This window comes from Candidatus Delongbacteria bacterium, from assembly GCA_041675285.1.
Lineage (GTDB): Bacteria > CAIWAD01 > CAIWAD01 > CAIWAD01 > CAIWAD01 > CAIWAD01.
In genome coordinates, this window is the sequence record JBAYTZ010000001.1 from 259,235 (window position 1) to 280,419 (window position 21,185).

Genomic DNA, 21,185 nt, shown 5'->3' on the forward strand with positions numbered 1-21,185 from the left:
TGGCACCATTCTACCTTTGGCCCCGGTGGACCAGCTGTCCGCGATGCCGATACTCCAGATTCCAACAAGGAGCGGAAAGGCCCCCCCATGCTGAAGCCCTTCCTGCGCAACATGCTGCACCGCGTGCCCATCGCCCTGAACCCGTTTGAGGCGCCCTATCGCGCCTTCCTGCGTCGCTTGGGAGAGCTGGAATCCCTGTCCGTAGACGAAATCCGGCATCAGCAGCTGGTCCACTTGCAGCAGCTCGTCCAACTGGCCTATGACAAGACGGACTTCTACCGCGAGACTTATGATCGAGCGGGCGTGCACCCGCGGGATTTGCGGTCCTTGCGGGACCTGGAGTGCTTTCCCATTGTGAGCAAGGACGATGTCCGTGCCCAGGGGTCGCGCATGCTGCGGCGCGGCCTGGATCCGCTGAAATTGGGTACGGTCAGCACCAGCGGCACCACGGGTTCCCCCTTGACGCTGTGGGTAGACGCCCAAGCCGCCGCCCGGGAGCGGGCCGCCATCCACTACCAATGGAAGCGGGTGGGATTTCATCCCGGCGCGGGTCGCATCGAACTGCGAGGCATTTTCGAGGGCGATGGGCTGTGGCAGGACTTGCCATCCCAAAAGGCCCTGCGCGTGAACATCAACCGACTGGAGGCGCAGGAGCTGCCGCAGATCATCCAGGCCATGAATGCCTGTCCCTACTCATTTTTGCACGGATATCCCCACGCGGTCGAGCGCTTCGCCCGCCTGCTGGAGGAGGAGGGCCGGGTGGGGCAACTGCGACATCCCCGGGCCATCCTGCTGGGTTCAGAGGCGGTCCTGGAAAGCCAATGGACACGTATTCGCCGGGCCTTCCCGGACAGCCCGGTGATCGCGCACTACGGCATGGCAGAGCGCGTGGCCCTGGGTGCCTGGGTGGACGAGCGCCGCGACACCCACTTCCTGCCCGGCTACAGTGTCGTGGAGGTGGACGGGGAGGGCTGCCTGATCGGCACCTCGTTGATCAACGAGGCCATGCCGCTGATCCGCTACCGCACGACGGACGTACTGGGCGACTACTCGCCCGAGCCAACCACCGTCCCACACCTGTTCCCGGTGGCCGGGCGCATCGAGGGCCGACGGCACGACATGCTGCGCCGCACCAACGGCGACTTCCTCTCGCCGGTGATGGCCAACCACGCCCTGTTGGCCGGCGAGGGCTTTGGCGCCTGCCAGATCATCCAGCATGCCCTGGATCGGCTGGAGCTGCTGGTGGAGCCGGAAGGGCCCGACGAGCGCGTGCGGGCTTGCCTGCCAGCGGTTCAGACCCGCCTGCGCGAAGTGTTCGGGCCGGACCTGCAGGTGACGCTAACGCTGACGCCGCGCATTCCGCGTGAAGCGGGAGGAAAGTTCAAGTGGGTGGTGTCTAAACTCTGAGCTTGCGACGCACCTTGGCTGGATCAAGCCAGGGCTGCGTAGACCTCGTCAAACACCTTCATGGTTTCTTCCCAGGTGAAGTTCTGGCGGCACAACTCGCGGCAGGCGGCGCGCTGGGCGTCGCTCCGGCGCGCCAACAAGCCTTTGACCGTCTCCGCCAGCTGGGCCGGCGTCTCGAGTTCTTCTCGCCACACGTGGCCCAGGCCGCTTTCCTCCACCAGCCGGCTGCTGTCCCCCACACCTGGCGAGATGATCACTGGCACGCCGGCGCTCAGGTAGTCGGCGAATTTCACCGGCGAGGCCACCTGGTTGAGCAGGTGGTCGTGGCGCAACAGGGCGCCCACGTCGCCCAGGCTCATCCAGGCCTGTACTTCGGCGGAAGGCAGGCAACGAACATGGTGGTCGGCCGGGTCCACGCCCAGCTCGCGCAAGTGCGCGGTCGCCATATCGGTTTCCTGGGTCAGCACCAGCAGGAACAACCCAGGAATGTGCGCGGCCAGCTGGGGATAGAGGCGGAGCAGATCCTCAGCCCGCTGCCAGCGATGCATGCTGCCCGAATAGAGCAGGACCGGGCGTTCACCGATGCCCAGCTCCTCGCGTCGGGCTTGGCGCCAAGACGCTTCCGTCAGCTCGGGCAGATAGGTTGAACTGGGTGTCACCCAAACGTGGGCGGGGTTCGCTCCGTACTCCCGGCACACCCATTCTTTGAAGAAGCGGGAGACGACGAAACAGCCGTCCGACGCCGCCACGGCCCGGCGCTCCCAACCCTGGCGCTGCCGGTAGACGGGGCTGTCCAGGGCCAAGCTGCCACCGAACACGGCCTCCGCCAGGGCGGCCCCGTGGATATCGTAGATGAAGCGGCGGGCGGCGCCCATGGACCGTACCCGGGCACAGATCCCCGCCGTGCGCATGTCGTGGGCCTGGACCAAATCGTACTCCCGGGCCATGGGTGCCAACTGACGGGCGTACACCTCCATCAGCAGCGGCTGCAACCAGACGCGGGAATCGCTGAGCAGATCCAGGGTCCGCAACCGCGACCCCCAGCCCGCCAGCTCCTGGCGCAGCGACTCAAGAGCCAGACGCTCCGCATCCACCAGCTTGCGGTGGGGCATCAGCAAGAGGTCCGCCTGATGTCCGCGGGCCACCAGTTCTTGGATTTCCGCCAGCACCTGGATGCTGTTGCCCGAGCTTTTCCAGATGCGTCCAGAGGACAGATAGAGAATCTTCATGACTGAGCTTTTTCCTGGGCTGCGCAGGGGAAGTCCCCGCTGACTCCTGCCGGATTGGCTTCCCAATGCAGCGTGTCCGTCTGATTGGTGATCGACCTTTTCTTCCACTGGGCTGACCAGCCTGGTTCTGACAGCAAGCCGGAAGGCCAAGCCAGGGCCAAGCCGCCGGCGGCATCGACAACCAGTTCCGGCAGGGCCTCCCCGTCCGGCAGCAAGAGGTGCAGGAAGCGGATGGATTCCTGACCCGGTTCGCGCCCTGCGCGACTCTCCAGCCGGCGGGCCGGCTCCAGGACACCATATCGGCGGGAGCGACCCCCGGCCCAAGCGGCGGACCCCGTCTGGACCGGGGTGAATCCAGCTCGGGTGGCGCGCAACAGGCTCCAGGCCTCCCGTTCACCGGTGACTGGCGTGATGAAGGAGGTCTCCGCCCACTCGCCCGCGCCGGTCAGCTCATCCCAAAGGACAAGGGTTCGACCGATGCGGGCCAGCTGCCTCGTGTGGGCACCGGCTCGTCCGCGGGTGTGGATCCGCACTTGCAGCGGATCGGTCTGCCAGGTCAGGGGCTCGCTCAAGGGCAGGTCGTCCACACGAAAGCGCCCGAGCCCGAGATCGCATTGATCGCGGCCTTCCAGGCTCGCCGTCGTGTGACTGCGCGTGGCACGCAGCAGATGGCGGGACTCATCAGACCCGTTGTACAGCCAGGTGCCGGGATCCGTCCACACTTCCCGGCCGGCCAGCCAAACCAGCACGCTGCCCCAGTCTGCGTGCAAGTGACTGGACCCTACCTTGGGCTCAATGCGGGAGGGGCCGCCATGCACCAACAACCAATCGCCATGGCGATCATCCTGGGCAATCAGCGTGTTCAGGCCGGCGTGCACGCTGACGGGATCCAGCGGGCCGGCGCGCCGCAGCAACGCGTGCCAACGTTCCGGCGCATCGGGCCCCACCAGCCAGACGCTCTCGGCCGGGAGTTCACCCGCTTCTGCGGCCAGTTCGGGGTTGTCCAGGAGCAGGGCCAGGGTGGCCGCGTACCGACGCCGCTGCTGATGGGGATGGGCGGACCACAAATACACCAGCGCATCGTCCGCGTCCCCGATGTAGGGAATGCGGCCGTCCGGCTGGGTGGCTCGAGCGGCGAAACGGGCCGCCAGCGCCAGACGCTCGTCCAACCCGTCCAACAGAGGATCCCCGTGATGGGCGCACAGGCAGCGGGCCAACAGCGCGGATTCCAGGACGAAGCAATGATAATTGCTGGCCCACTCCTTGTGCAGACCGTCAGCGCCAAACTGGAGATCCAGAGCGGCTCGCAGGCCCTCCCCACCTCGCTGGCGCCAGCGGCCGGCCTGGGGCAGGGTGGGGAACAGGAGCCCGGCCATCCAGAGCCCCAGGCTCTCGCTGACCAGATGATTGTGACTGACGGGTTTGTCCGGCTTGTAGTACCAGTCCAGCACCGCCGTTTGCAGTTGGATGCCCTGCAGAAGGTCCGCCAGCAGTGTCTCCGGCACGTCCGGGTCGTCCAGCAGCAGATAAAAGCACGTGATCCACTGCACGTTTCGCAGGGCGTGCTCCTGAATCTGGGGGCCGATCCAGCCGATGCCTCTTCCCAGCGGGTTGCAGCGCCACCAATCCAAATACAGGGCGGCCAGGCGATCCAGATAGCGCCGATCCCGACTGAGCCGCCAGGCCTGGGCCAGGGCGGGCAGGAAGAGCTGACGATGCAAGTCCCAGAGATGGCGGATCTCGCCCGGGCGCTGGGGGGACGAGTAATCGATCTTGCGCGCCCAGCTGACCGGCCACTCCGCACCAGTGGTCAAATCATGGTGCCAGCGGGGAAAGGGAAGTTGGGGCTCCGTTGCCAAGGGGCAGAACTCAGAGAAGTCGCCCGCAAGGATTCGATCGGCGCGGAAGAGCAGTTCTAACCTTTCTTCTGGAAACTGCTCTTCGATCACGCACATTGTTCTCGCAACAATTGCTGGAATGGTTTGAATGGAATGCGGAGCTCTCAGACGAATCCCGTTGAGCTCTTCAATTCTACTGGCAGCTTGACTTGGCGACATCTTTTCCGTAGGGAGGAATCTACACGCCATCTGGTGGAATGTCAGACGTTCCTGAATAAGGAAGACCCGGGCAAGGATTCGCCTTTTCAATCCAATCAGTACATTTCGAAGGGTTCGCCCTCGAAGGCGGGAGGGCAAATCCACAATTGTTTTCAAGTGCTTCATGACTACAATCTAGGAATTCTCACTTAGGCTGAGCAAGCAGAGAAACAAGCGAAATTCCGTCTCGAAGAATCAATTGCGACCATATGCAATATGAAAGTGATAGAGATGAAAGCGCAAAACCGGATCATCACCTCACTTAGATGGTTGCCCATTTCGATTATAATTGCTTATGCGATGATTGAAATTTTAATGAGATTATTCCATTTGGGGAATGAATACAATTTTAATCCCGACATAAAAGAGCATTTATTTATTGAGGGAAAAAGGCAGGTTACGATTAAGGAAGGATTCGGCATACGAAATGTAAATAAGTATGGTACATTCGATGCACCCAAAAAGGATTGTAAAAGTGATAATAGATATCTCCTTTTTGGAGATTCAATGACAGAAGCATTTCAAGTGAGTGATGATCAGATATATGACAATGTTGCAGAGAATTTTTTTATGGATTCTTTAGGAGAAGAGATTGAAATTGTCAATTTCGGGAGATCTGGTTACAGTACGCTTGATGAGCTGGTACTCTATAATCAAGTGGCAGACAAAATTCCACATAAAACCGTCATCATACAATTCAGCAGTGGTGATGTGATAGAGAATTTCATGAGCAAAAATAAAATAGTTAACGACGGGTTGGTTCCGTTTTCACGATCGGAAAATGGTGGATCACTAAAACGGATTTTCTGGTTGGCAAAACGGAATTCTGTTCTGTTGAATACTGCGCACTTAAGGTTTGACATGCTACGATCTTATATTAGTAGTTGGAAAAGAGGTGTAAAAATTTTAGGTATTGAAAATGTTGGTAAAGAAAAAAGCATCTTATTTCGAATAAACAAGTGACTACGGCGACTAACTTGCTTACTAGGTTTAAAGCAGAAGTAGATGAAAACGGCGCGGAATTAATATTAATTCAATTACATCCAACAGAGGAATGTGTTGGAAGCTATGAGACAGCAAGTGAGTGGTGCAGGTTGAATAACGTGAAATACTTCAATTTAACTGACTCTCTTGTGGATTCTCGAAATGGAAAGTTTCTAAATGGATTTATGAATACTAAACTTGGGATAGGTCATTTAAATGTCTACGGACACAGTGTTTATGGGAAAAGGCTTGCAATGACTCTACTTCATGAGAGGGTCGAGAAATGATCTTCAGTAGCTTTGAATTTCTAGTTTTCTTCATAACAGTATTTTTTGTTTCTACCTTGTTGAGAGATAAGATCAAGTTATATCATCTATTTCTATTTCTGGCATCATGCTACTTTTACATGAGTTGGAATCCGATTTTTATCTTACTGATTTTATTCTCTACTCTTTTAGATTATTTTGTTGCACTAAGAATAGAAGGAGCGGAGGGAAAAAATCGTGGTAGATGGTTGGCCGTAAGCATGATTGGCAACCTTGGATTGCTTGGATTCTTTAAATACACCAATTTTTTGATAGACTCAGTAAATGGACTTGTTTCGTCAGTTGCTGGCGCTGATTACATGTTATCCAATCTGGATATTACACTCCCGGTTGGTATTTCGTTTTATACTTTTCAAACAATGAGTTATACGATTGATGTTTACAGGCGACAAATACATGCTGATAGGAACTTCATCAGATTTGGAATGTATGTTACATATTTCCCGCAATTGGTTGCTGGACCGATTGTTCGTGCAGTGGATTTTCTTCCACAATTGCAGCAAAAATTTCAATTAAATAGGGAAGATCTTATTTCTGGAATTAAACTATTTGCCATCGGGTTTTTCAAGAAACTGTTTATTTCCGATATGATTTCACCCATAGCGGATAATGCATTTTCCCACATTGAATCAATAACTCCTTATGAAGCTATTTTAGGAATTGTAGCTTATACCGTTCAGGTATATTGCGATTTTTCTGGTTACTCCGACATGGCCATCGGCGTGGCTCGAATGATGGGATATCGATTGCTCGATAACTTCAACATGCCATTTTCCGCCAAGGATATCACTGAATTCTGGCGAAATTGGCACATCAGCCTTTCCTCCTGGCTTCGGGACTATTTGTATATCCCACTGGGAGGAAATCGAAAAGGGAAGAACCGCGCCACAGTTAATTTGATGATCACCATGACGCTTTGTGGGCTTTGGCATGGTGCAAATTGGACATTTGTGGTCTTTGGCGTTCTACAAGGTGTCTTTCTAGTCATCCATAAGGAATGGCGTAGTTTGGTGAAGTTGAAGCAGCTGGCCTGGGCGGATCAATCTTTGCTTTGGAGCGGCATTTCCTGGGCGCTGACCATTTCGAGTTTCATGGGTTCATTGGTCATCTTCCGTTCTGATTCGTTCTCCTACGCCATGCGCTACTTCGCGAGATTGGGTGAATTCCGCTTCCAGGACATCTACTACATCCCCCAATTCTATCTCCTGCTGACCATTGTGGTCGTGGCTCATGTGCTCGCGCCTTACTTGGTCAAGAACAATGAATTCATCCGTTGGCACCGCCTCGAGCCGATCATGTATGCCACGATTCTCCTGCTGCTGTTGGTGCTGGCTCCCACGAACACCAGCCCCTTCGTCTATTTCCAATTCTAGGAGTCCGGGTCGTGCGCATCCTCGTTCAAAATCTCCTGGGTGCCCCCTTGCATGACCCTGGACTGCCCGGGGTGTTCGGTGGCGGCGAGGTGGACCTGTACATGCTGGCCCGGCTGTTCCAGCGCTTCGGACACGACGTGCACGTGCTGGTGCATCACCTGGGCGGCGAGGCGGCGCGCATGGTGGAAGGCATCCAGTTGCACGCGCTTTGGCCGGACGGCCGCAGCCCGCGCAGCCCGCTTCACGTGTGGGATGGCTGGCGCGCCCTGTCCCGGCTGCGCCCGGAGCTGCTGGTGGCGGAAATCATCTCGGACCAGTCTGCCGTGGCCGGGGCCTGGGGCCGCCTGCACGGAGTTCCCCTGCTCTACCGCGCCGCCAACCAGCGGGACTGGCTGCTGGTGGCGGAACCCGGCCGCTACGGCTGGTGGGAGCGCGCGCGGTTCCGCCTTACCCTGGCGGGCATTCACACCTACGTGGCCCAGACCCGCGAGCAGGCCGAGGTGATCCGCCGGGTGGTGCCGGCGGAGCGCCTGCGCATCATTCCCAACTTCCACCTGCCCCAGGAGCAGGCCTTGCCGGAGTTCGGCCAGCGCAGGGGCATCCTCTGGGTGGGGCATCTCACCCGGGTCAAGCAGCCCCGGCGCGTAGCCGAACTGGCCCGCCGCCTGCCGCGGATCCCCTTCACCGTGGTGGCGCCCACCCAGGCCCACGCCGAGGAGCCGGGCAGCCGGGAAGCGCTGGCGCTTCCCAACGTGACCCTGCTGGATTCCGTGCCCTTCCGGGAGATCCAGCCTCTCTACAACCAGGCCCGCGTGCTGCTCAACACCAGCCTGAGCGAGGGTTTTCCCAACACCTTCATCCACGCCATGCACGGAGGCACGCCCCTGGCCGCCGTGGACGTGGATCCCGACCGCATCTTCAGCGAGGGCGGCTGCGGCGTCCGCGAACCCGATCTGGAGCGGCTGGCCGGCGAACTTACGCGCCTTCACGACGACGAGGCGGTGTGGAACGCCGTCCGGGCCCGAGTGGAGGAGTGGCGCGCAGCACGCTTCGCCTTCGCGCCGGTGGAGGCCGCCTACCGGGAAATCCTGGCGCGCCTGAGCGAAAGCTCCGCCCCATGATCCGCCGCCTGGCATCGGCAATCCGAGATCGGCTGCCCTATTCCCTCATCCACGGCAGTGCGCCCTACCGGGACTACCTGCGTTTGCTGCGTCAGCTGGAGACGCGTTCCACCGAGGAGATCCGCGCCTGGCAGCTCAAGCGCCTGCGGGCCCTGCTGCAGCGGGCCGTGGAACAGACGGATTTCTACCGCGAGCACTACCGCGCCGCTGGGGTGGGTCCGGAGGATCTGCGCGGCCTGGAGGACTTGGCGCGCTTTCCCGTCATCACCAAGGAGGAAGTGCGCGAGCACGGCCGCCGGATGATCTGCCGGGACCTGTCCGCGGGCCGACTGCACGAGGTGCACACCAGCGGCTCCACCGGAGCGCCGCTGATCCTTTATGTGGACGTGGCGGCGGCGGCCCGGGAGCGGGCGGCGGTGGTGCACCAGTGGATGCGCACCGGCTACCGGGACGGCGCCGGGCGGGTGGAGTTCCGCGGCCTGGTGGAGAGCGGCGACCTGTTCCAGGACTTCCGCCGGGACCGCGTGCTGCGCGTGAACGTCAACCGCATGGAGCCCGCCGACCTGCCGGAACTGCTGGACGGGCTGGCGCGCTGTCCCCACCCGTTCTGGCACGGCTATCCGCACGCCTTGGAGCGCCTGGCACGGTTGCTGGAACCCCAGGGGCTCCCGGCGCGCGTGCACCCGCCCCGGGCCATTCTGCTGGCCTCGGAACTGGTGACGGACGGGCTGGTGGAGCTGCTGATGCGTGTGTTTCCCGCCAGCCGCCTCTACGCCCACTACGGCTTGGCCGAGCGCGTGGCCCTGGGCGGTTGGATCGACGAAAGCCGGGCCTACCACTTCCTGCCCGGCTACGGCGTGGTGGAGGTGGACGAGATGGGCCGGCTCATCGGCACCAGCCTGATCAACGACGCCATGCCGCTCATCCGCTACCGCACCACGGACCTGCTGGGCGGTTTCAACCCCGGCCCCACGCTTCATCCGGGGCTGTTTCCGGTGGCCGAGCGCGTGGAAGGCCGCGAACATGACAACCTGCGCACCACGGCGGGGGCCTTCGTTTCCCCCGGCCTGCTCTATCACTGCTTCAAAGACGGTGTCAGCTACCTGGCCTGCCGGGTCATCCAGCACAGCCTGACGCGCCTGGAAGTGCAAGTGGAGCGCCGTCTGCCGGAGGCGGAGGTGCGGACGGAGTTCAGCGGCATCGCGGCTCGGCTCAAGGCGGTCTTCGGCGCGGGAATGGTCGTGGATCTCACGCTGCTGGAGCACATTCCCCGCCAGCCCAGCGGCAAGTTCAAATGGGTGGAATCCCGCCTGCCGAGCTGAGCCGGCTGGGGATCAGCTTCCGAACTCAGAAGGGGGCGCTAGAACCGGGCAGGGGGATCCCGATGAAGGGAGTGTGGCGATCATCCGGCCGGCGGTTGCGCCGACGCCGGGACACCACTTTCTCCACCAGCTCGGTCATGGCGAACAGCCCGATCCAGCAATAGTTGCGGCGGTAGATTTCCACAAAACTGATGAATCGCAACAGGTTATAGCCCGTGATGGCGATGTTTTGGCTATTGCCGGCGCCCACCCGATAGAGCCAGCGGTCCGGCACCCCCCGACGGTTGGGGACGGCATCCTGGTGGATCGTGCTCATGCGGTAGCCGGCGACGCCATAGGCCAACTCCAGGCTGCGCGGGTCCTTGCCCCCGCCCGGCCAGCAAAAATGGCCGCACTCCACACCCAGCTGCTGCTCTAGAAACACCTTGGTGCTGGTCAGCTCGTCCAGCAGGCGCGCGTTGAACTCCTCGTCCGTCTCCGGCCTTCCGATGACGGGAACCTCCGAGCGGAACGCTCTCCAGCGTTCCAGCAGGCCGGCAGCAGTCCAAGGTTGCGGCAGATCGGCCAAGCCATCCACAAAGTGCTGGAGGAGAGCTTCATCCACCAGTAAGCGGCGGGCTTCCAATGATTTGCGGTGCTCCAGGACAGGCCAACCGGCGGGGACGAATCCTTGGGGAAAGTCGCGGATCCAGTCCGGTTTGGCTTCCGGGCGGCGATTCCAATCCAGCCACGCCAGGCGGTCGCCGGGCAGATGGAAGCCCAGCAGGGTGTCGCTGTGCTCGTACCAGGTGTGGGTGCGACCGTGGGGATAGAATTCCAGGACGCCGGACGCATGGGCAAGGCGGATCTCCGCCAGGTTCATGTAGCCCCAATCCTCGAGTCCCGTCTGGTCGTCCCCTTCGCGCACAGGGCGGGGTTCGCCCTCCGTGCGGATGAAGTCGCGGCTGACATAGACCGTGCCCCGCTGCCCATTGCGCTTGAGGATCGGCCACGCATTGACCCAGTTGTCCAGGTACCCGTCGTCAAACGTGAGGTGCACGATGCGGCGACCGAAGTCCTGGCCCCGGGTGAAGGCCTCCGCCTCCTCCGAGGTCAGGGTGCGGTATCCGCGCCAGTTCAGCCAGCCCATCGCCAGCCTGAAGTAGCGGCGGGTCACGCAAATGTTGCTGTAAAGGAAGCGGCTGTAGTGATCGTTGATGGTGTGGAACATCATGACCGGGAGGTGGGGGCGGCGCGACCGGTCAAAGATCCATGGCCAACAGAGCAGGCCCAGCGCGGCCAACCACCACGTGCCCGTGGCCAGTGTCCACAAGAGGGCACCCAGCCAGGCCAGACTTAGCAGGAGATAGCCTTTGCGTTCGTTCACCGGGCGATTCTCCGGCTGCCGGGGGCGATCATGAGCGTCCTTTCCAACTGAGTTCGGCGAACAGATGTGTGCGCAAGGGCCGCAGGGCGTAGCACAAGTGGTAGAGGGGTGTCCAGGCGGAACTGCCCATGTAGCGGGCCAGCCAGGGAAAGAGCAGGATGGGTTTCACGCGGGCCTTCATGCCCGGGAAGTAGGAGCGCAGCTGCGCCCCGTTCACGCTGCGTACCGACTGGTTGCGCGGGTTGTCGTAACGGAAGTCGTACCACAGGATGACCCCGCCGGGCTTCAGCGTGCGCATCATCTCCTGGGCCACTTCGCGCCGGGTTTCCTCGCTCAGGATGGACGTGAAACAGACGTTCTGGGTGATGATGTCGAAGTGGGCATCCGGGTAGGGCAGCCGGCGTGCGTCCCCCACGGTGAGTTGGAGCATGGGGAAGCGCGCTCGGGCACTGACGATGGGCTCTTCGCGAAGATCGACCCCGTGCAGGTTTTGGGGCGGAACGCCAAAACGTTGCAACGTGATCAGGTGCCCGCAAAAGCCGCAGCCCACCTCCAGGGCCATGCAATCCTCGATGCCGTAACCGAAGCGCCGGGCCAGGGCCCGGGCCGAGGCACGCTCGTAGGCATGCAAGTTGAGCAGGTTGCCGGTCACCAATCGGCTGTAACTCCGCCAATGCGCGGTTCCCCGGTGGGATCGTGTGCCGGTCAAGGGCGTGGCCGTGGTCATGGAACCTCCTGCTGCGGTGCCATTACCTGGGGCGCGAGCCTGGATTGGATGAACCTGAACTTTCCCGAGCCAAGCATTTGAATGGGATCGTCCAGTCGAAACTCCACTCGCACGGGCGAGTGGAACTGGAGTTGGATCTGGTCTCGATAGAACTCCAGCGCGGCAGGTTGGAATTCAGCTGAGCACTCCAGCCGAATGACGAAGTCCTTCCAGTCCTCCTGCACGACTTGGAAGCGCCGCACGCCCGGGCGGCTGCGCAACAACAGGGTCCAGAACGTCCCGGTCACCACTTCACCGTCCGCGCCGCGGATCAAATCGAAGGTGCGGCCCTCCAACCCCCGGATGAGGCGGAACCCGCGTCCACAGGAACACGGGATCGGGTCTCCCTGGGCCAAGTCGCCCGTGCGATATCGAATCAGCGGCATGACGTCGTTCTTCAGATCCGTGACAATGATCTCGGACAACCCCTCTGCCACAGGCAGGAACTCAAACAAATAGGTGCCTTCCAGCAGATGCAGTCCCTCGTGGGCTGGGCATTCCATGGCCAAAGGCCCGAACTCCCGACTGCCGTAGTTGTTGAACACCGGGGCGCCGAATCCCGCCTGCAGGTCTTCGCGCATTCCGGGCAAGAGGGTTTCTGACGCCGACCAAATGGCCTGCAGGGTGGGGAAGCGCGGTTTGGACAGCTCCAGCACGTCCGGCAGAAAGGCGGACAGGCTGGAGGGGTAGCCGATCAGCAGTTCGGGTTGGAAGGCGTGGATGGCCGACACCACCTCCCTGCGCCGCTCCCGGCTTAGGCCATAGGTGCTGTGAAACTGCGTGTGAAGGAGCCAGCGGATCAGGCGGGCCCGCGCGTCGCCGGCGGTACTCGCCTCAATGGAGGCACCCCAGATTTGTGCCGTTCGACAGTGGGCGTGCAAGCCTAGCATTTCGCGCCACAAGCGCACGCCGGCGTGCATCCAGCGTTCATCCGTGCGGTTCTGCAGGAAGTGCAGCACTTCTCCAGTGGAGCCGCCCGTGTGGTTGCGCCGCAGATGCCGACGGTCCGCCCCCTCCACTTCCAGGTCGCTTCCCGCGGCCCGGATGGCAGCCTTGTCCATGTAGGGCAGGTGGTTCAGACAGCCAGAGTGGGCCATTTCATCGAGCAGGGTCGACACGGGACGATCCAGGCGCGCCGCCTCCTGGGACAAGTGCTGGCGGTAGAAAGGGATGCGCTGGGACCAGATCTCCAAGCGGTCGCGCAGTCGTCGCCCTTGCCAGGCCCGGATCCCCTGTTCGTCCGTCCATTCCAGGCGACGCAGATGGGCGAACTCCGCGGAACAATCCGTCCCCCGGATACCGGCATGGGCTGAGGTGACCCACTTGGATAGACTGCGCCTGAAGACGTGGCTCATCCGCTTTCCTTTTGCTCCCATCCCTCTGTCGGCTGGCCGGGGCCGGGGATTGAATGGCTGAGCGGGAAAAGATCCCAGCCTGGCTTGCCGATACCTGCCCAACGGCGGATATTGTCGCAAAATGAATGCAGCGCAAGGTGAGGACGGCATGACAACACCCAAGGCGGCCATTGCCGGCCGCAAGATCCGATTTGCCGTGGTGGGCTGTGGGCGCATCTCGGGAAACCATTTTGCCTCCATCGAAAAGCACTCGGCGGACGCCGAACTGGTGGCCGTTTGCGACACGGATCCCAGTGCTCTCCAGTCGGCGATCCAAAAGACGGGAGTCCCGGGTTTTGCCAACCTGACCAGCCTGCTGGAAGGAAGCGCGCCCGATGTGATCGTGCTGTCCACGCCCAGCGGGCTGCATTCCGGCCAGACCATCCAGGTGGCCAAAGCCGGCGTCCATGTCATGAGCGAAAAGCCGATGGCCACCTCCTGGGCGGAAGGCAAGCGCATGGTGCAGGTCTGTGACGAAGCCGGCGTGCGCCTGTTCATCGTCAAGCAGAATCGGCGCAACGCCACACTTCAACTTCTCAAACAGGCGGTCGCGCAGGGTCGCTTTGGTCGCATTTACACGGTCAACCTCAATGTGTTCTGGTGCCGGCCCCAGGAGTATTATGACCAGGCCGCCTGGCGCGGAACGTGGGAGTTCGACGGTGGCGCCTTCATGAATCAAGCGAGCCACTACGTCGACCTGATCGACTGGCTGATCGGCCCCGTGGAGAGCGTGTACGCCTACACGGCCACCCTGGCCCGCCGGATCGAGGTGGAGGACACGGGCGTGATGGCCATCAAGTGGCGGAGCGGCGCGTTGGGGACCATGAACGTCACGATGCTGACCTATCCCAAGAATCTGGAAGGATCCATCGTCATCCTGGGCGAGCATGGCACCGTGCGAGTGGGCGGCATGGCCGTCAACGAAATCCAGCACTGGGAGTTTGCCGATGCCCGGCCCGAGGATGCGACGGTGCGCGAAGCCAGCTATCAGACGACCTCCGTCTACGGGTTCGGCCACCCGTTGTATTACGAGAACGTGATCCACACTCTGCGTGGGGAAGCGGAGCCCGAGACGGACGGCCGCGAAGGATTGCGCTCGCTGGAGCTGCTGGTCGCCGCCTACCGCTCCGCTCGCGATGGTGTGAAGGTTTCCCTGCCGCTCGAGTACTGAGTCACCGTGGCACGCGGAACACACATGCACGTTGCCGTGGTGGGTGGGGGAATCAATGGCGTCATGAGCGCCTGGGCCCTCGCCGCCGCCGGTCACCAGGTCGAGTTGTTCGAACGTGGAGCGCTGATGGGGGAGACGAGCAGTGCCTCCACCAAGCTGCTGCACGGCGGACTGCGCTACCTGGAGAACGGGGAGTTTGGCCTGGTGCGCGAGAGTCTGCGCGAGCGGGCTTGGTGGGTTGCCCAGGCGCCGCAGTTTGCGAAACCTCTTGGGTTGATACTGCCCGTGTATTCTGGCGTCGGCCGCAACCCGCTGGTGGTTCGCCTGGGCCTGGTGATGTACGACCTGCTCGCCGGGCGGGGCAACATCGGTCGCCACCGCTGGCTGGCGCCGCGTGAGATCTTGCACCTCCTGCCTGGCCTGCGTTCCCAGGGCTTGCGCGGCGGCTTCTTGTTTCACGATGTCCAAATGGATGATTACCGGCTTGGCCTGTGGGCCGTTGACCAGGCCCAGCGGGCCGGCGTGGCGGTGCGGGAGCACACGGCCGTGGAGAGACTTGCGGCAGACGGCACCTACTGGGCAAATGGAGAACACCGAGCGGATCTGATCGTGAACGCCGCCGGACCGTGGTGTCGGAACCTGTTGGACGTGTCTGATGTGCCGGCCCGGCATCGGTTGGATTTGGTGCGGGGAAGTCACCTGGTCCTGGACCGGCCCCTTGCCTTGGGACTGTTCCTTCAGGTCCCGGGCGAGCATCGCATCTGTTTCGCTCTGCCTTGGCAGGGGCGCACCTTGCTCGGAACCACGGAGGTCAGGCAACGACTGGAAGATCCCATCCGTTGCTCGCCGGAGGAAGAGGCCTATCTCTTGAACGTCTACGGCACGGCATTCCTGGACTCCGCCACGTCGGCGGAGATTGTGGAGCGGTTCGCGGGACTTCGGCCCTTGGTGGACTCGGGCAGCGCGAATCCGGGGCGCACCACGCGCGAGTACGTACTGGAACAAACGGGGCACGTGCTCACCGTTTTTGGCGGCAAGTGGACGACCGCCCGGGTGCTGGGGGAACGGGTCCGGGAGAGGGCCGAGAAGGGGTTCTGACCGGCGCTGGTGCGGCTTTGGGCTGATCAGTAGGTTGGTTGGGCGAAAGTGAAAAACGGAAGGGGATTCCAGTGGCAGAAAAGGCTTGGTTCGCACATGCCACCGCCGTGGTGGACGAGCCCTGCGAGATTGGCGATGGCACCAAAATCTGGCACTTCAGCCATGTGATGAAGGGGGCACGGATCGGAAGGAACTGCGTCTTCGGCCAGAACGTGAACATCGATGGCGGAGTGGTCATCGGCAACGGCGTGAAGGTGCAGAACAATGTGAGCATCTACAGTGGCCTGGTCATCGAGGACTTCGTCTTTCTGGGGCCCTCTTGCGTGCTGACAAACGTCACCAATCCCCGCTGCGAGATCAATCGTCACAGTCTGTATGAGACCACGATCATTCGACGAGGTGCCTCGATCGGGGCCAATGCGACCATCGTCTGCGGGATTGAACTGGGCAGGTACTGTTTCATTGGTTCCGGTGCGGTGGTGGCGAAGAGTGTGCCCGATTATGCCCTGATGGTGGGGGTGCCCGCCCGACAGGTGGGCTGGGTGAGCCGGCATGGGCTGCCACTGGGCCAACCCGATGCCCAAGGAGTGTATACGTGCCCGGAAAGTGGCTTGCGCTATCGCGAGGTGGAACCCGGTGTGCTGCGCTGTCTGGATGTGGATGAAGCGGCGGATCTTCCGGCAGAACTGTGCCAGGGTGGCCGCTTTTATGACGAGATCGTACACGGGACTCGGCTGAAGGCCTAGCCGTCAATTGGCTATCGCATCGAGTCCGGTTCATCAGACGAAAGGAATGGACGAGTGGGAGTCCCGCTACTGGATCTCAAGGCGCAGTATGCCACCCAGAAGGATGAAATCAATCGCGCGGTTCTGGACGTGTTGGAATCCCAGCACTTCATCCTGGGGCCGCAGGTGAAGCTTTTGGAGCAAGCCATCGGCGCCTATGTGGGATCACCCCATGCCGTGGGCGTCTCCAGCGGGACGGACGCCCTGCTGGTGGCGTTGATGGCTGAGGGAATCGGCCCCGGGGACGAAGTCATCACCCCGCCCTATTCGTTCTTTGCCACGGCCGGCTGTCCCGTCCGGTTGGGAGCGCGGCCTGTGTTCGTGGAAATCGAAGCGCACAGTTTCAATCTGGACCCCCGCTGCTTGGAGGCGGCCATCACGCCGCGCACCAAGGCGATCATCCCGGTTCATCTTTACGGACAAGCCGCGGATCTGGCGCCCATCCTGGAGATTGCCGCCCGACATGGAATTCCGGTGATCGAAGACGGGGCCCAAGCCATTGGAACGGAGTACCAGGGAAGGCGGGTCGGCAGTCTGGGCGCGTACGGGTGCTTCAGCTTCTTTCCATCGAAAAATCTGGGTGGAGCCGGCGATGGCGGCATGATCGTGACGGGCGACGAGGAACTGGCCCGGCGACTGGAAATCTTGCGCGTGCATGGCGCCCAGCCGAAATACTATCACCGGGTAATCGGTGGGAATTTCCGTTTGGATGCAATCCAGGCGGCGGTGCTGAATGTCAAGCTGCAGCTATTGGACGATTGGACAAGTCGTCGTCAAGCGAATGCGGCGACCTATCGGCGCTTGCTGGACGAGGCGGGTTTGGTAGTCGACCTTCGGCAACTGAATCCCGACACATTGGATATGAGCGGGTTGAAGGGTGTGACCCTGCCCTGGGAACGCCCGGGGGACCGCCACATCTACAACCAATTCGTGCTGCGCGTGGATCGGCGTGATGAACTGCGGGCCTTTCTTACGTCGCGCGGGATCGGGAACGAGGTGTATTACCCGGTTCCTTTCCACATGCAGGATTGTTTTGTCGATCTCGGACATAAGCCCGGCGAATTCACAGTTAGTGAAGTGGCCGCTTCGCAGTCGATTGCCATCCCCATCTATCCGGAGCTGAACGTAGACCAACAGCAAGAAGTGGTCGCCGCTCTGGCAGAGTTCATGTCCTAAGCATCATGAGATAGGGAAGAGACGTACTTTTATGGCCGAAAATATCCTGCTCATCAATCATTACGCCGGATCACCAACCCATGGAATGGAGTTTCGACCTTTCTATTTTTCTCGGGAGTGGCAGCGGGAGGGGCATGAAGTTCATGTCTTTGCCGCTTCGTTTTCCCACCTCCGATCCCACAATCCAGCCGGTGTTACGTGGGTGCGCAAGGAGGTGCTGGACGGTGTGCACTACCACTGGTTCCGCACCCCAACCTACCGGGGGAATGGCCTAGGACGGATCCTTAACATGGGCGTCTTCCTGTTATGGTTGATCGCCGGATTACCTGTTTTCATTTGGAAGTACCGCTTCTCGGTGGTGATCGCCTCCTCTACGTATCCGCTGGACATGGTTCCAGCTTGGATTCTAGCACGCTTGCACAAGGCGAAACTGGTGTTCGAAGTCCACGACCTGTGGCCGCTGTCACCGTTGGAACTGGGTCGCTATTCCCGTTTGCATCCATTCATTCTGCTCATGCAATGGGGCGAGAATTTCGCCTATTCACATTGTGACACATGCGTCTCCTTGCTGCCAAAGGCCATGAATCACATGTTGGAGCACGGTCTCCAACGGCGAAAATTCCTCTACATCCCCAACGGGATTGATCTTGCCGAATGGGAGAGCCTGCAGGAGGAGCTGGGAACTGAGCAGGTTGAAGCCATCGAAGACCTGCGAGCCCGGGTTGGATTTTTGCTTGGCTATGTGGGATCCCATGGCCTTGCCAATGCGCTGGACACGCTGGTGGAGGCGATTGCCGCCTGCCAAACCCAGTCCTTTGGCGTGGTCATGATCGGGTCGGGTCCAGCCAAGCCGGGCTTAATGCAAAAGGCGGCCGATCTGGGACTGGGGGACCGAATCATTTTTTTGCCGCCCATCCCAAAGCGCCAAGTCCCGCAGGCCCTGGCGCGCATGGACGCCCTGTACATAGGATGGCAGCGTACGCCACTCTACCGATTTGGTATCAGCCCCAACAAATTGTTCGATTACATGATGGCTGGCAAACCCATTCTGCATGCCATCGAAGCCGGTAACGATCCTGTGGTTGAGGCAGCATGCGGCATCAGTGTGGCACCGGAAAGCACCTCTGCACTCATCGAAGGGTTAGAATTCATTTTGCACCTCTCGCCCGAAGCCCGTGCTTCCATGGGGGACAAGGGACGGGAATATGTAAGGGAGAAGCACCAGATCTCGCACCTTGCCGGCAAAATGATTCACCAAATCACTTCTCCCAGGCCCTAAGCAGGCAAGCATGAATCCCCGCGCCCCCCGCCTAGCCTACCTTGCCACGTGCTTTCCCAATCCGGTGGATACCTTCGTTCGACGAGAGATGCATGGTTTACGTGACCAAGGGTTTCCATTGGATGTCGTGTGCAGTTTGCGTCCGGGGACTGGAACTCTTGAGCCGAAGGATCCTCCCCTTTTGCAAGCCCGATCAGGATTGCGGGAGCTAGGTAAGCTGATCACTTGGGCCGCTCTCCATCCCCGGTTTTTTTTCCGGGTTGTTGCATTGGCCTTTGAGCTTGATCGCAAGGAACTTCTGGTCCTGCGACAGGGGCACAGTTCGTTTTTGAAATCACTTCTACTGTTGCCCAGGGTCTTGGACCTTCACCAGCGCCTGGACGGGCAAATCACGCAGATTCACGCCCAATTCGCTGGAGTGGCCACAACGGTGGCCTGTTTGCTGGCTCACCTAAGAGGTATTTCGTTCAGCTTCACAGCACACGGAAGTGACTTGTTTGTTTACGCCCCATTCAACTTGCGCCAACGGCTGGAACTGTGCACGGCCTGTGTCACCGTCAGCAAATACAACCGTCGCCATTTATTGACTACATATGGAGAGGATTTGGATTCTAAGATCCATGTGGTTCGTTGCGGCATCGACACGTCGTTGTATCGTGAGTTGCGGTCGCCAGGTTGCCAAGTGCCACCCCAGTTGCTCACCGTGGCCCTGCTGGGTAAGGTCAAGGGAATTGATGTATTCCTTGAGGCCTTGTCGCGTTACAAACTCCGTGGTGGAGCTGCATTGAAATATCACCTAGTGGGGGATGGCCCTGAGCGGGTGGCCCTAGAGCAACAGGTCATGACGTCTGGTCTCTCGGATTGGGTGCAGTTCCATGGACTAGCCACCGAGAGTGAGGTACGGGCCCATTTGGCACAGGCGGATCTGTTTGTGCTTCCTTCGCGGAGTGAAGGGTTTCCGGTTTCGTTGATGGAGGCCGCCGCTGCCGGGCTTCCTTTATTGGCGTCACACATAACTGGGATTCCAGAAATCCTACAAGAAGAAGAAAATGGACTCTTTCTGATTCCCGATGACGTCGAACAGCAAGCAGGCCAGCTTGAGCTTCTCATGCAGAACAATTGGCAGTTACTTCACCAATTAAAGCAAACCGCAAGCGAGTTGAACCCTGACGCGTGGGATATCCAAACAAGTATTCGTCAGTTAGTGAAGGTGTTTGATGTCGAAATTAGCCCTTTAGCGATAACTCGTACATCTTAAGATATTCTCCCCCCAAACGTTCGAGAGACACACGATCGGCAAAACGCCGGATGTTTTCTTGTGTCCTCCTTGGATACTCTTTGGCTAAGGCAACAGCCAATTCGTCTATTTGTCTGGGCTCCACCAAGCTCCCATACTCACCGGGTTCAACCATTTCTGGCGTTCCACCAACTCGAGTGGCGACCACTGGCAACCCACATAAGATGGCCTCTGCAATCGCGTTGGAGAACCCTTCCACCCAGGATGGGCTGACGTACAGGTCGCAGGCGGCCAACAAATCCGGCACATCCCTGCGCATACCAAGAAAGTGAGTTCGGCCCTCCAAACCGGCACGCTGAATGTGCGCTTGCAAGGCGGCCATGCGGTTTCCAGTTCCGACCAGGACGAGGTGGTCCGATGGGCGAGTGTGCGCCACCCGTATCCAGGCTTGAATCAAGTCATCATGGCCCTTTTGCGGATGATGCATGTTGGCAACGGTAATCAGACAACGGGCCAGTTCAGGCAAGCCTGACTCGCTCCGAACCTCACGGCTGGGTCGGGGGTGGGAAAAGCGCGCATGGTCGATTCCGTTGTAGATGGTGTGCCGTTTGTGCTCTGCGCAATTCAGTTGGCGACAAAAGTGAGTCGTTGCATGCTGGGCGTTTCCAACGTAGCCCGACACTCGGCGATCCAAAACTCGGCACAGAAGGCGTTCCATAACAGATAAATTAATCATACTTCGAATCCCGTAAAAAATCTGCCCTGGAAGCCCGATCGATGCTATACCAGTATATAAGTTCGATTGCAAAAATGTCTGAATTACATCAGCTGGGTGTTCTGCGAGATACCGTCGCGTAGCTCTAAGTAATGGTATACCCGTTATGAATTGGTCAAAGAGAGTATCTAACGGAATCCCTAACTGCCGCAGTTCTTCATAATGGCCAGAGAGGGCGGCAGCTCGTTCCGAATAGAAGGACAGCACGCGAATCTCATGGGTGGAGCGTGCCTGGATGGATCGGCAGAGTTCCACTAACTGGTACTCGGCCCCACCTCGA

Annotated in this window: 17 protein-coding genes; 11 read left to right on the plus strand and 6 right to left on the minus strand. The window is 60.0% G+C overall.

What is annotated here, in order from left to right:
- Positions 1-87 precede the first annotated feature (87 nt).
- On the plus strand, positions 88-1,407 hold the full coding sequence (locus tag WC326_00925; protein ID MFA7329611.1) for a hypothetical protein: 1,320 nt from the start codon (positions 88-90) through the stop codon (positions 1,405-1,407).
- A 23-nt stretch (positions 1,408-1,430) separates the two neighbouring features.
- Here the strand turns inward: WC326_00925 and WC326_00930 are convergent, their stop codons facing one another.
- Both WC326_00930 and WC326_00935 read right to left on the minus strand, forming a co-directional pair.
- A complete protein-coding gene (locus tag WC326_00930; protein ID MFA7329612.1) occupies positions 1,431-2,636 on the minus strand; it encodes a glycosyltransferase family 4 protein in 1,206 nt (401 codons plus the stop codon).
- Entirely contained in the window at positions 2,633-4,858 is a 2,226-nt protein-coding gene (locus WC326_00935; GenBank protein MFA7329613.1) for a heparinase II/III family protein, read from the minus strand. The genes WC326_00930 and WC326_00935 overlap by 4 nt, the downstream gene beginning before the upstream one ends.
- Before the next feature lie 105 nt (positions 4,859-4,963).
- Between WC326_00935 and WC326_00940 the strand changes: the two genes are divergently transcribed.
- The 4 genes from WC326_00940 (at position 4,964) to WC326_00955 (ending at position 9,858) form a co-directional block, all read left to right on the plus strand.
- A complete protein-coding gene (locus WC326_00940) occupies positions 4,964-5,695 on the plus strand; it encodes an SGNH/GDSL hydrolase family protein (protein ID MFA7329614.1) in 732 nt (243 codons plus the stop codon).
- A gap of 427 nt (positions 5,696-6,122) precedes the next feature.
- Positions 6,123-7,415, plus strand: coding sequence for an MBOAT family O-acyltransferase (locus WC326_00945; protein MFA7329615.1), 1,293 nt, complete (start codon positions 6,123-6,125; stop codon positions 7,413-7,415).
- 11 nt (positions 7,416-7,426) lie between these two features.
- Complete coding sequence (locus WC326_00950; GenBank protein ID MFA7329616.1) at positions 7,427-8,536, plus strand: glycosyltransferase family 4 protein; 1,110 nt, start codon at positions 7,427-7,429, stop codon at positions 8,534-8,536.
- Positions 8,533-9,858, plus strand: a complete 1,326-nt coding sequence (locus tag WC326_00955) for a hypothetical protein (GenBank protein ID MFA7329617.1) — start codon at positions 8,533-8,535, stop codon at positions 9,856-9,858. The genes WC326_00950 and WC326_00955 overlap by 4 nt, the downstream gene beginning before the upstream one ends.
- Positions 9,859-9,883: 25 nt before the next feature.
- Here WC326_00955 and WC326_00960 read toward each other — a convergent pair whose 3' ends face one another.
- Genes WC326_00960 through WC326_00970 form a run of 3 tightly spaced genes read right to left on the minus strand, consistent with a single transcriptional unit; the run spans position 9,884 to position 13,495 of the window.
- Positions 9,884-11,224, minus strand: coding sequence for a polysaccharide deacetylase family protein (locus WC326_00960; protein ID MFA7329618.1), 1,341 nt, complete (start codon positions 11,222-11,224; stop codon positions 9,884-9,886).
- 28 nt (positions 11,225-11,252) lie between these two features.
- A complete protein-coding gene (locus WC326_00965) occupies positions 11,253-11,951 on the minus strand; it encodes a class I SAM-dependent methyltransferase (protein MFA7329619.1) in 699 nt (232 codons plus the stop codon).
- Entirely contained in the window at positions 11,948-13,495 is a 1,548-nt protein-coding gene (locus WC326_00970) for a hypothetical protein (protein ID MFA7329620.1), read from the minus strand. Before WC326_00970 ends, WC326_00965 begins: the two co-directional genes overlap by 4 nt.
- Between WC326_00970 and WC326_00975 the strand changes: the two genes are divergently transcribed.
- The 6 genes from WC326_00975 to WC326_01000 are packed head-to-tail and all read left to right on the plus strand — an operon-like array spanning position 13,467 to position 20,151.
- Positions 13,467-14,555, plus strand: coding sequence for a Gfo/Idh/MocA family oxidoreductase (locus WC326_00975; GenBank protein MFA7329621.1), 1,089 nt, complete (start codon positions 13,467-13,469; stop codon positions 14,553-14,555). The genes WC326_00970 and WC326_00975 overlap by 29 nt on opposite strands.
- Positions 14,556-14,579: 24 nt before the next feature.
- Positions 14,580-15,653, plus strand: a complete 1,074-nt coding sequence (locus WC326_00980) for a glycerol-3-phosphate dehydrogenase/oxidase (GenBank protein MFA7329622.1) — start codon at positions 14,580-14,582, stop codon at positions 15,651-15,653.
- Between the two features lie 38 nt (positions 15,654-15,691).
- Positions 15,692-16,399 (plus strand): acyltransferase, encoded by a 708-nt coding sequence (locus WC326_00985; GenBank protein ID MFA7329623.1) that lies wholly within the window; start codon positions 15,692-15,694, stop codon positions 16,397-16,399.
- 54 nt (positions 16,400-16,453) lie between these two features.
- On the plus strand, positions 16,454-17,614 hold the full coding sequence (locus WC326_00990) for a DegT/DnrJ/EryC1/StrS family aminotransferase (protein MFA7329624.1): 1,161 nt from the start codon (positions 16,454-16,456) through the stop codon (positions 17,612-17,614).
- A 31-nt stretch (positions 17,615-17,645) separates the two neighbouring features.
- The gene (locus WC326_00995) at positions 17,646-18,893 is read left to right on the plus strand and encodes a glycosyltransferase family 4 protein (GenBank protein MFA7329625.1); all 1,248 of its coding nucleotides are present in this window, start codon (positions 17,646-17,648) and stop codon (positions 18,891-18,893) included.
- A 10-nt stretch (positions 18,894-18,903) separates the two neighbouring features.
- Positions 18,904-20,151, plus strand: coding sequence for a glycosyltransferase (locus tag WC326_01000; protein MFA7329626.1), 1,248 nt, complete (start codon positions 18,904-18,906; stop codon positions 20,149-20,151).
- Here the strand turns inward: WC326_01000 and WC326_01005 are convergent.
- Positions 20,120-21,112: a glycosyltransferase gene (locus WC326_01005; protein MFA7329627.1), complete on the minus strand. Its 993-nt coding sequence runs from the start codon at positions 21,110-21,112 to the stop codon at positions 20,120-20,122. The genes WC326_01000 and WC326_01005 overlap by 32 nt on opposite strands.
- Positions 21,113-21,185 lie beyond the last annotated feature (73 nt).

Excerpts from the sequence above, each read along its gene's own strand:
- WC326_00940 (MFA7329614.1), top strand. The coding sequence starts at position 4,964 with ATGAAAGCGCAAAACCGGATCATCACCTCACTTAGATGGTTGCCCATT.
- WC326_01000 (MFA7329626.1), top strand. The coding sequence starts at position 18,904 with ATGAATCCCCGCGCCCCCCGCCTAGCCTACCTTGCCACGTGCTTTCCC.
- WC326_00955 (MFA7329617.1), top strand. The coding sequence starts at position 8,533 with ATGATCCGCCGCCTGGCATCGGCAATCCGAGATCGGCTGCCCTATTCC.
- WC326_00980 (MFA7329622.1), top strand. The coding sequence starts at position 14,580 with ATGCACGTTGCCGTGGTGGGTGGGGGAATCAATGGCGTCATGAGCGCC.
- WC326_00930 (MFA7329612.1), bottom strand. The coding sequence starts at position 2,636 with ATGAAGATTCTCTATCTGTCCTCTGGACGCATCTGGAAAAGCTCGGGC.
- WC326_00995 (MFA7329625.1), top strand. The coding sequence starts at position 17,646 with ATGGCCGAAAATATCCTGCTCATCAATCATTACGCCGGATCACCAACC.
- WC326_00975 (MFA7329621.1), top strand. The coding sequence starts at position 13,467 with ATGAATGCAGCGCAAGGTGAGGACGGCATGACAACACCCAAGGCGGCC.
- WC326_00935 (MFA7329613.1), bottom strand. The coding sequence starts at position 4,858 with ATGAAGCACTTGAAAACAATTGTGGATTTGCCCTCCCGCCTTCGAGGG.
- WC326_00925 (MFA7329611.1), top strand. The coding sequence starts at position 88 with ATGCTGAAGCCCTTCCTGCGCAACATGCTGCACCGCGTGCCCATCGCC.
- WC326_00970 (MFA7329620.1), bottom strand. The coding sequence starts at position 13,495 with ATGCCGTCCTCACCTTGCGCTGCATTCATTTTGCGACAATATCCGCCG.
- WC326_00945 (MFA7329615.1), top strand. The coding sequence starts at position 6,123 with ATGAGTTGGAATCCGATTTTTATCTTACTGATTTTATTCTCTACTCTT.
- WC326_00965 (MFA7329619.1), bottom strand. The coding sequence starts at position 11,951 with ATGACCACGGCCACGCCCTTGACCGGCACACGATCCCACCGGGGAACC.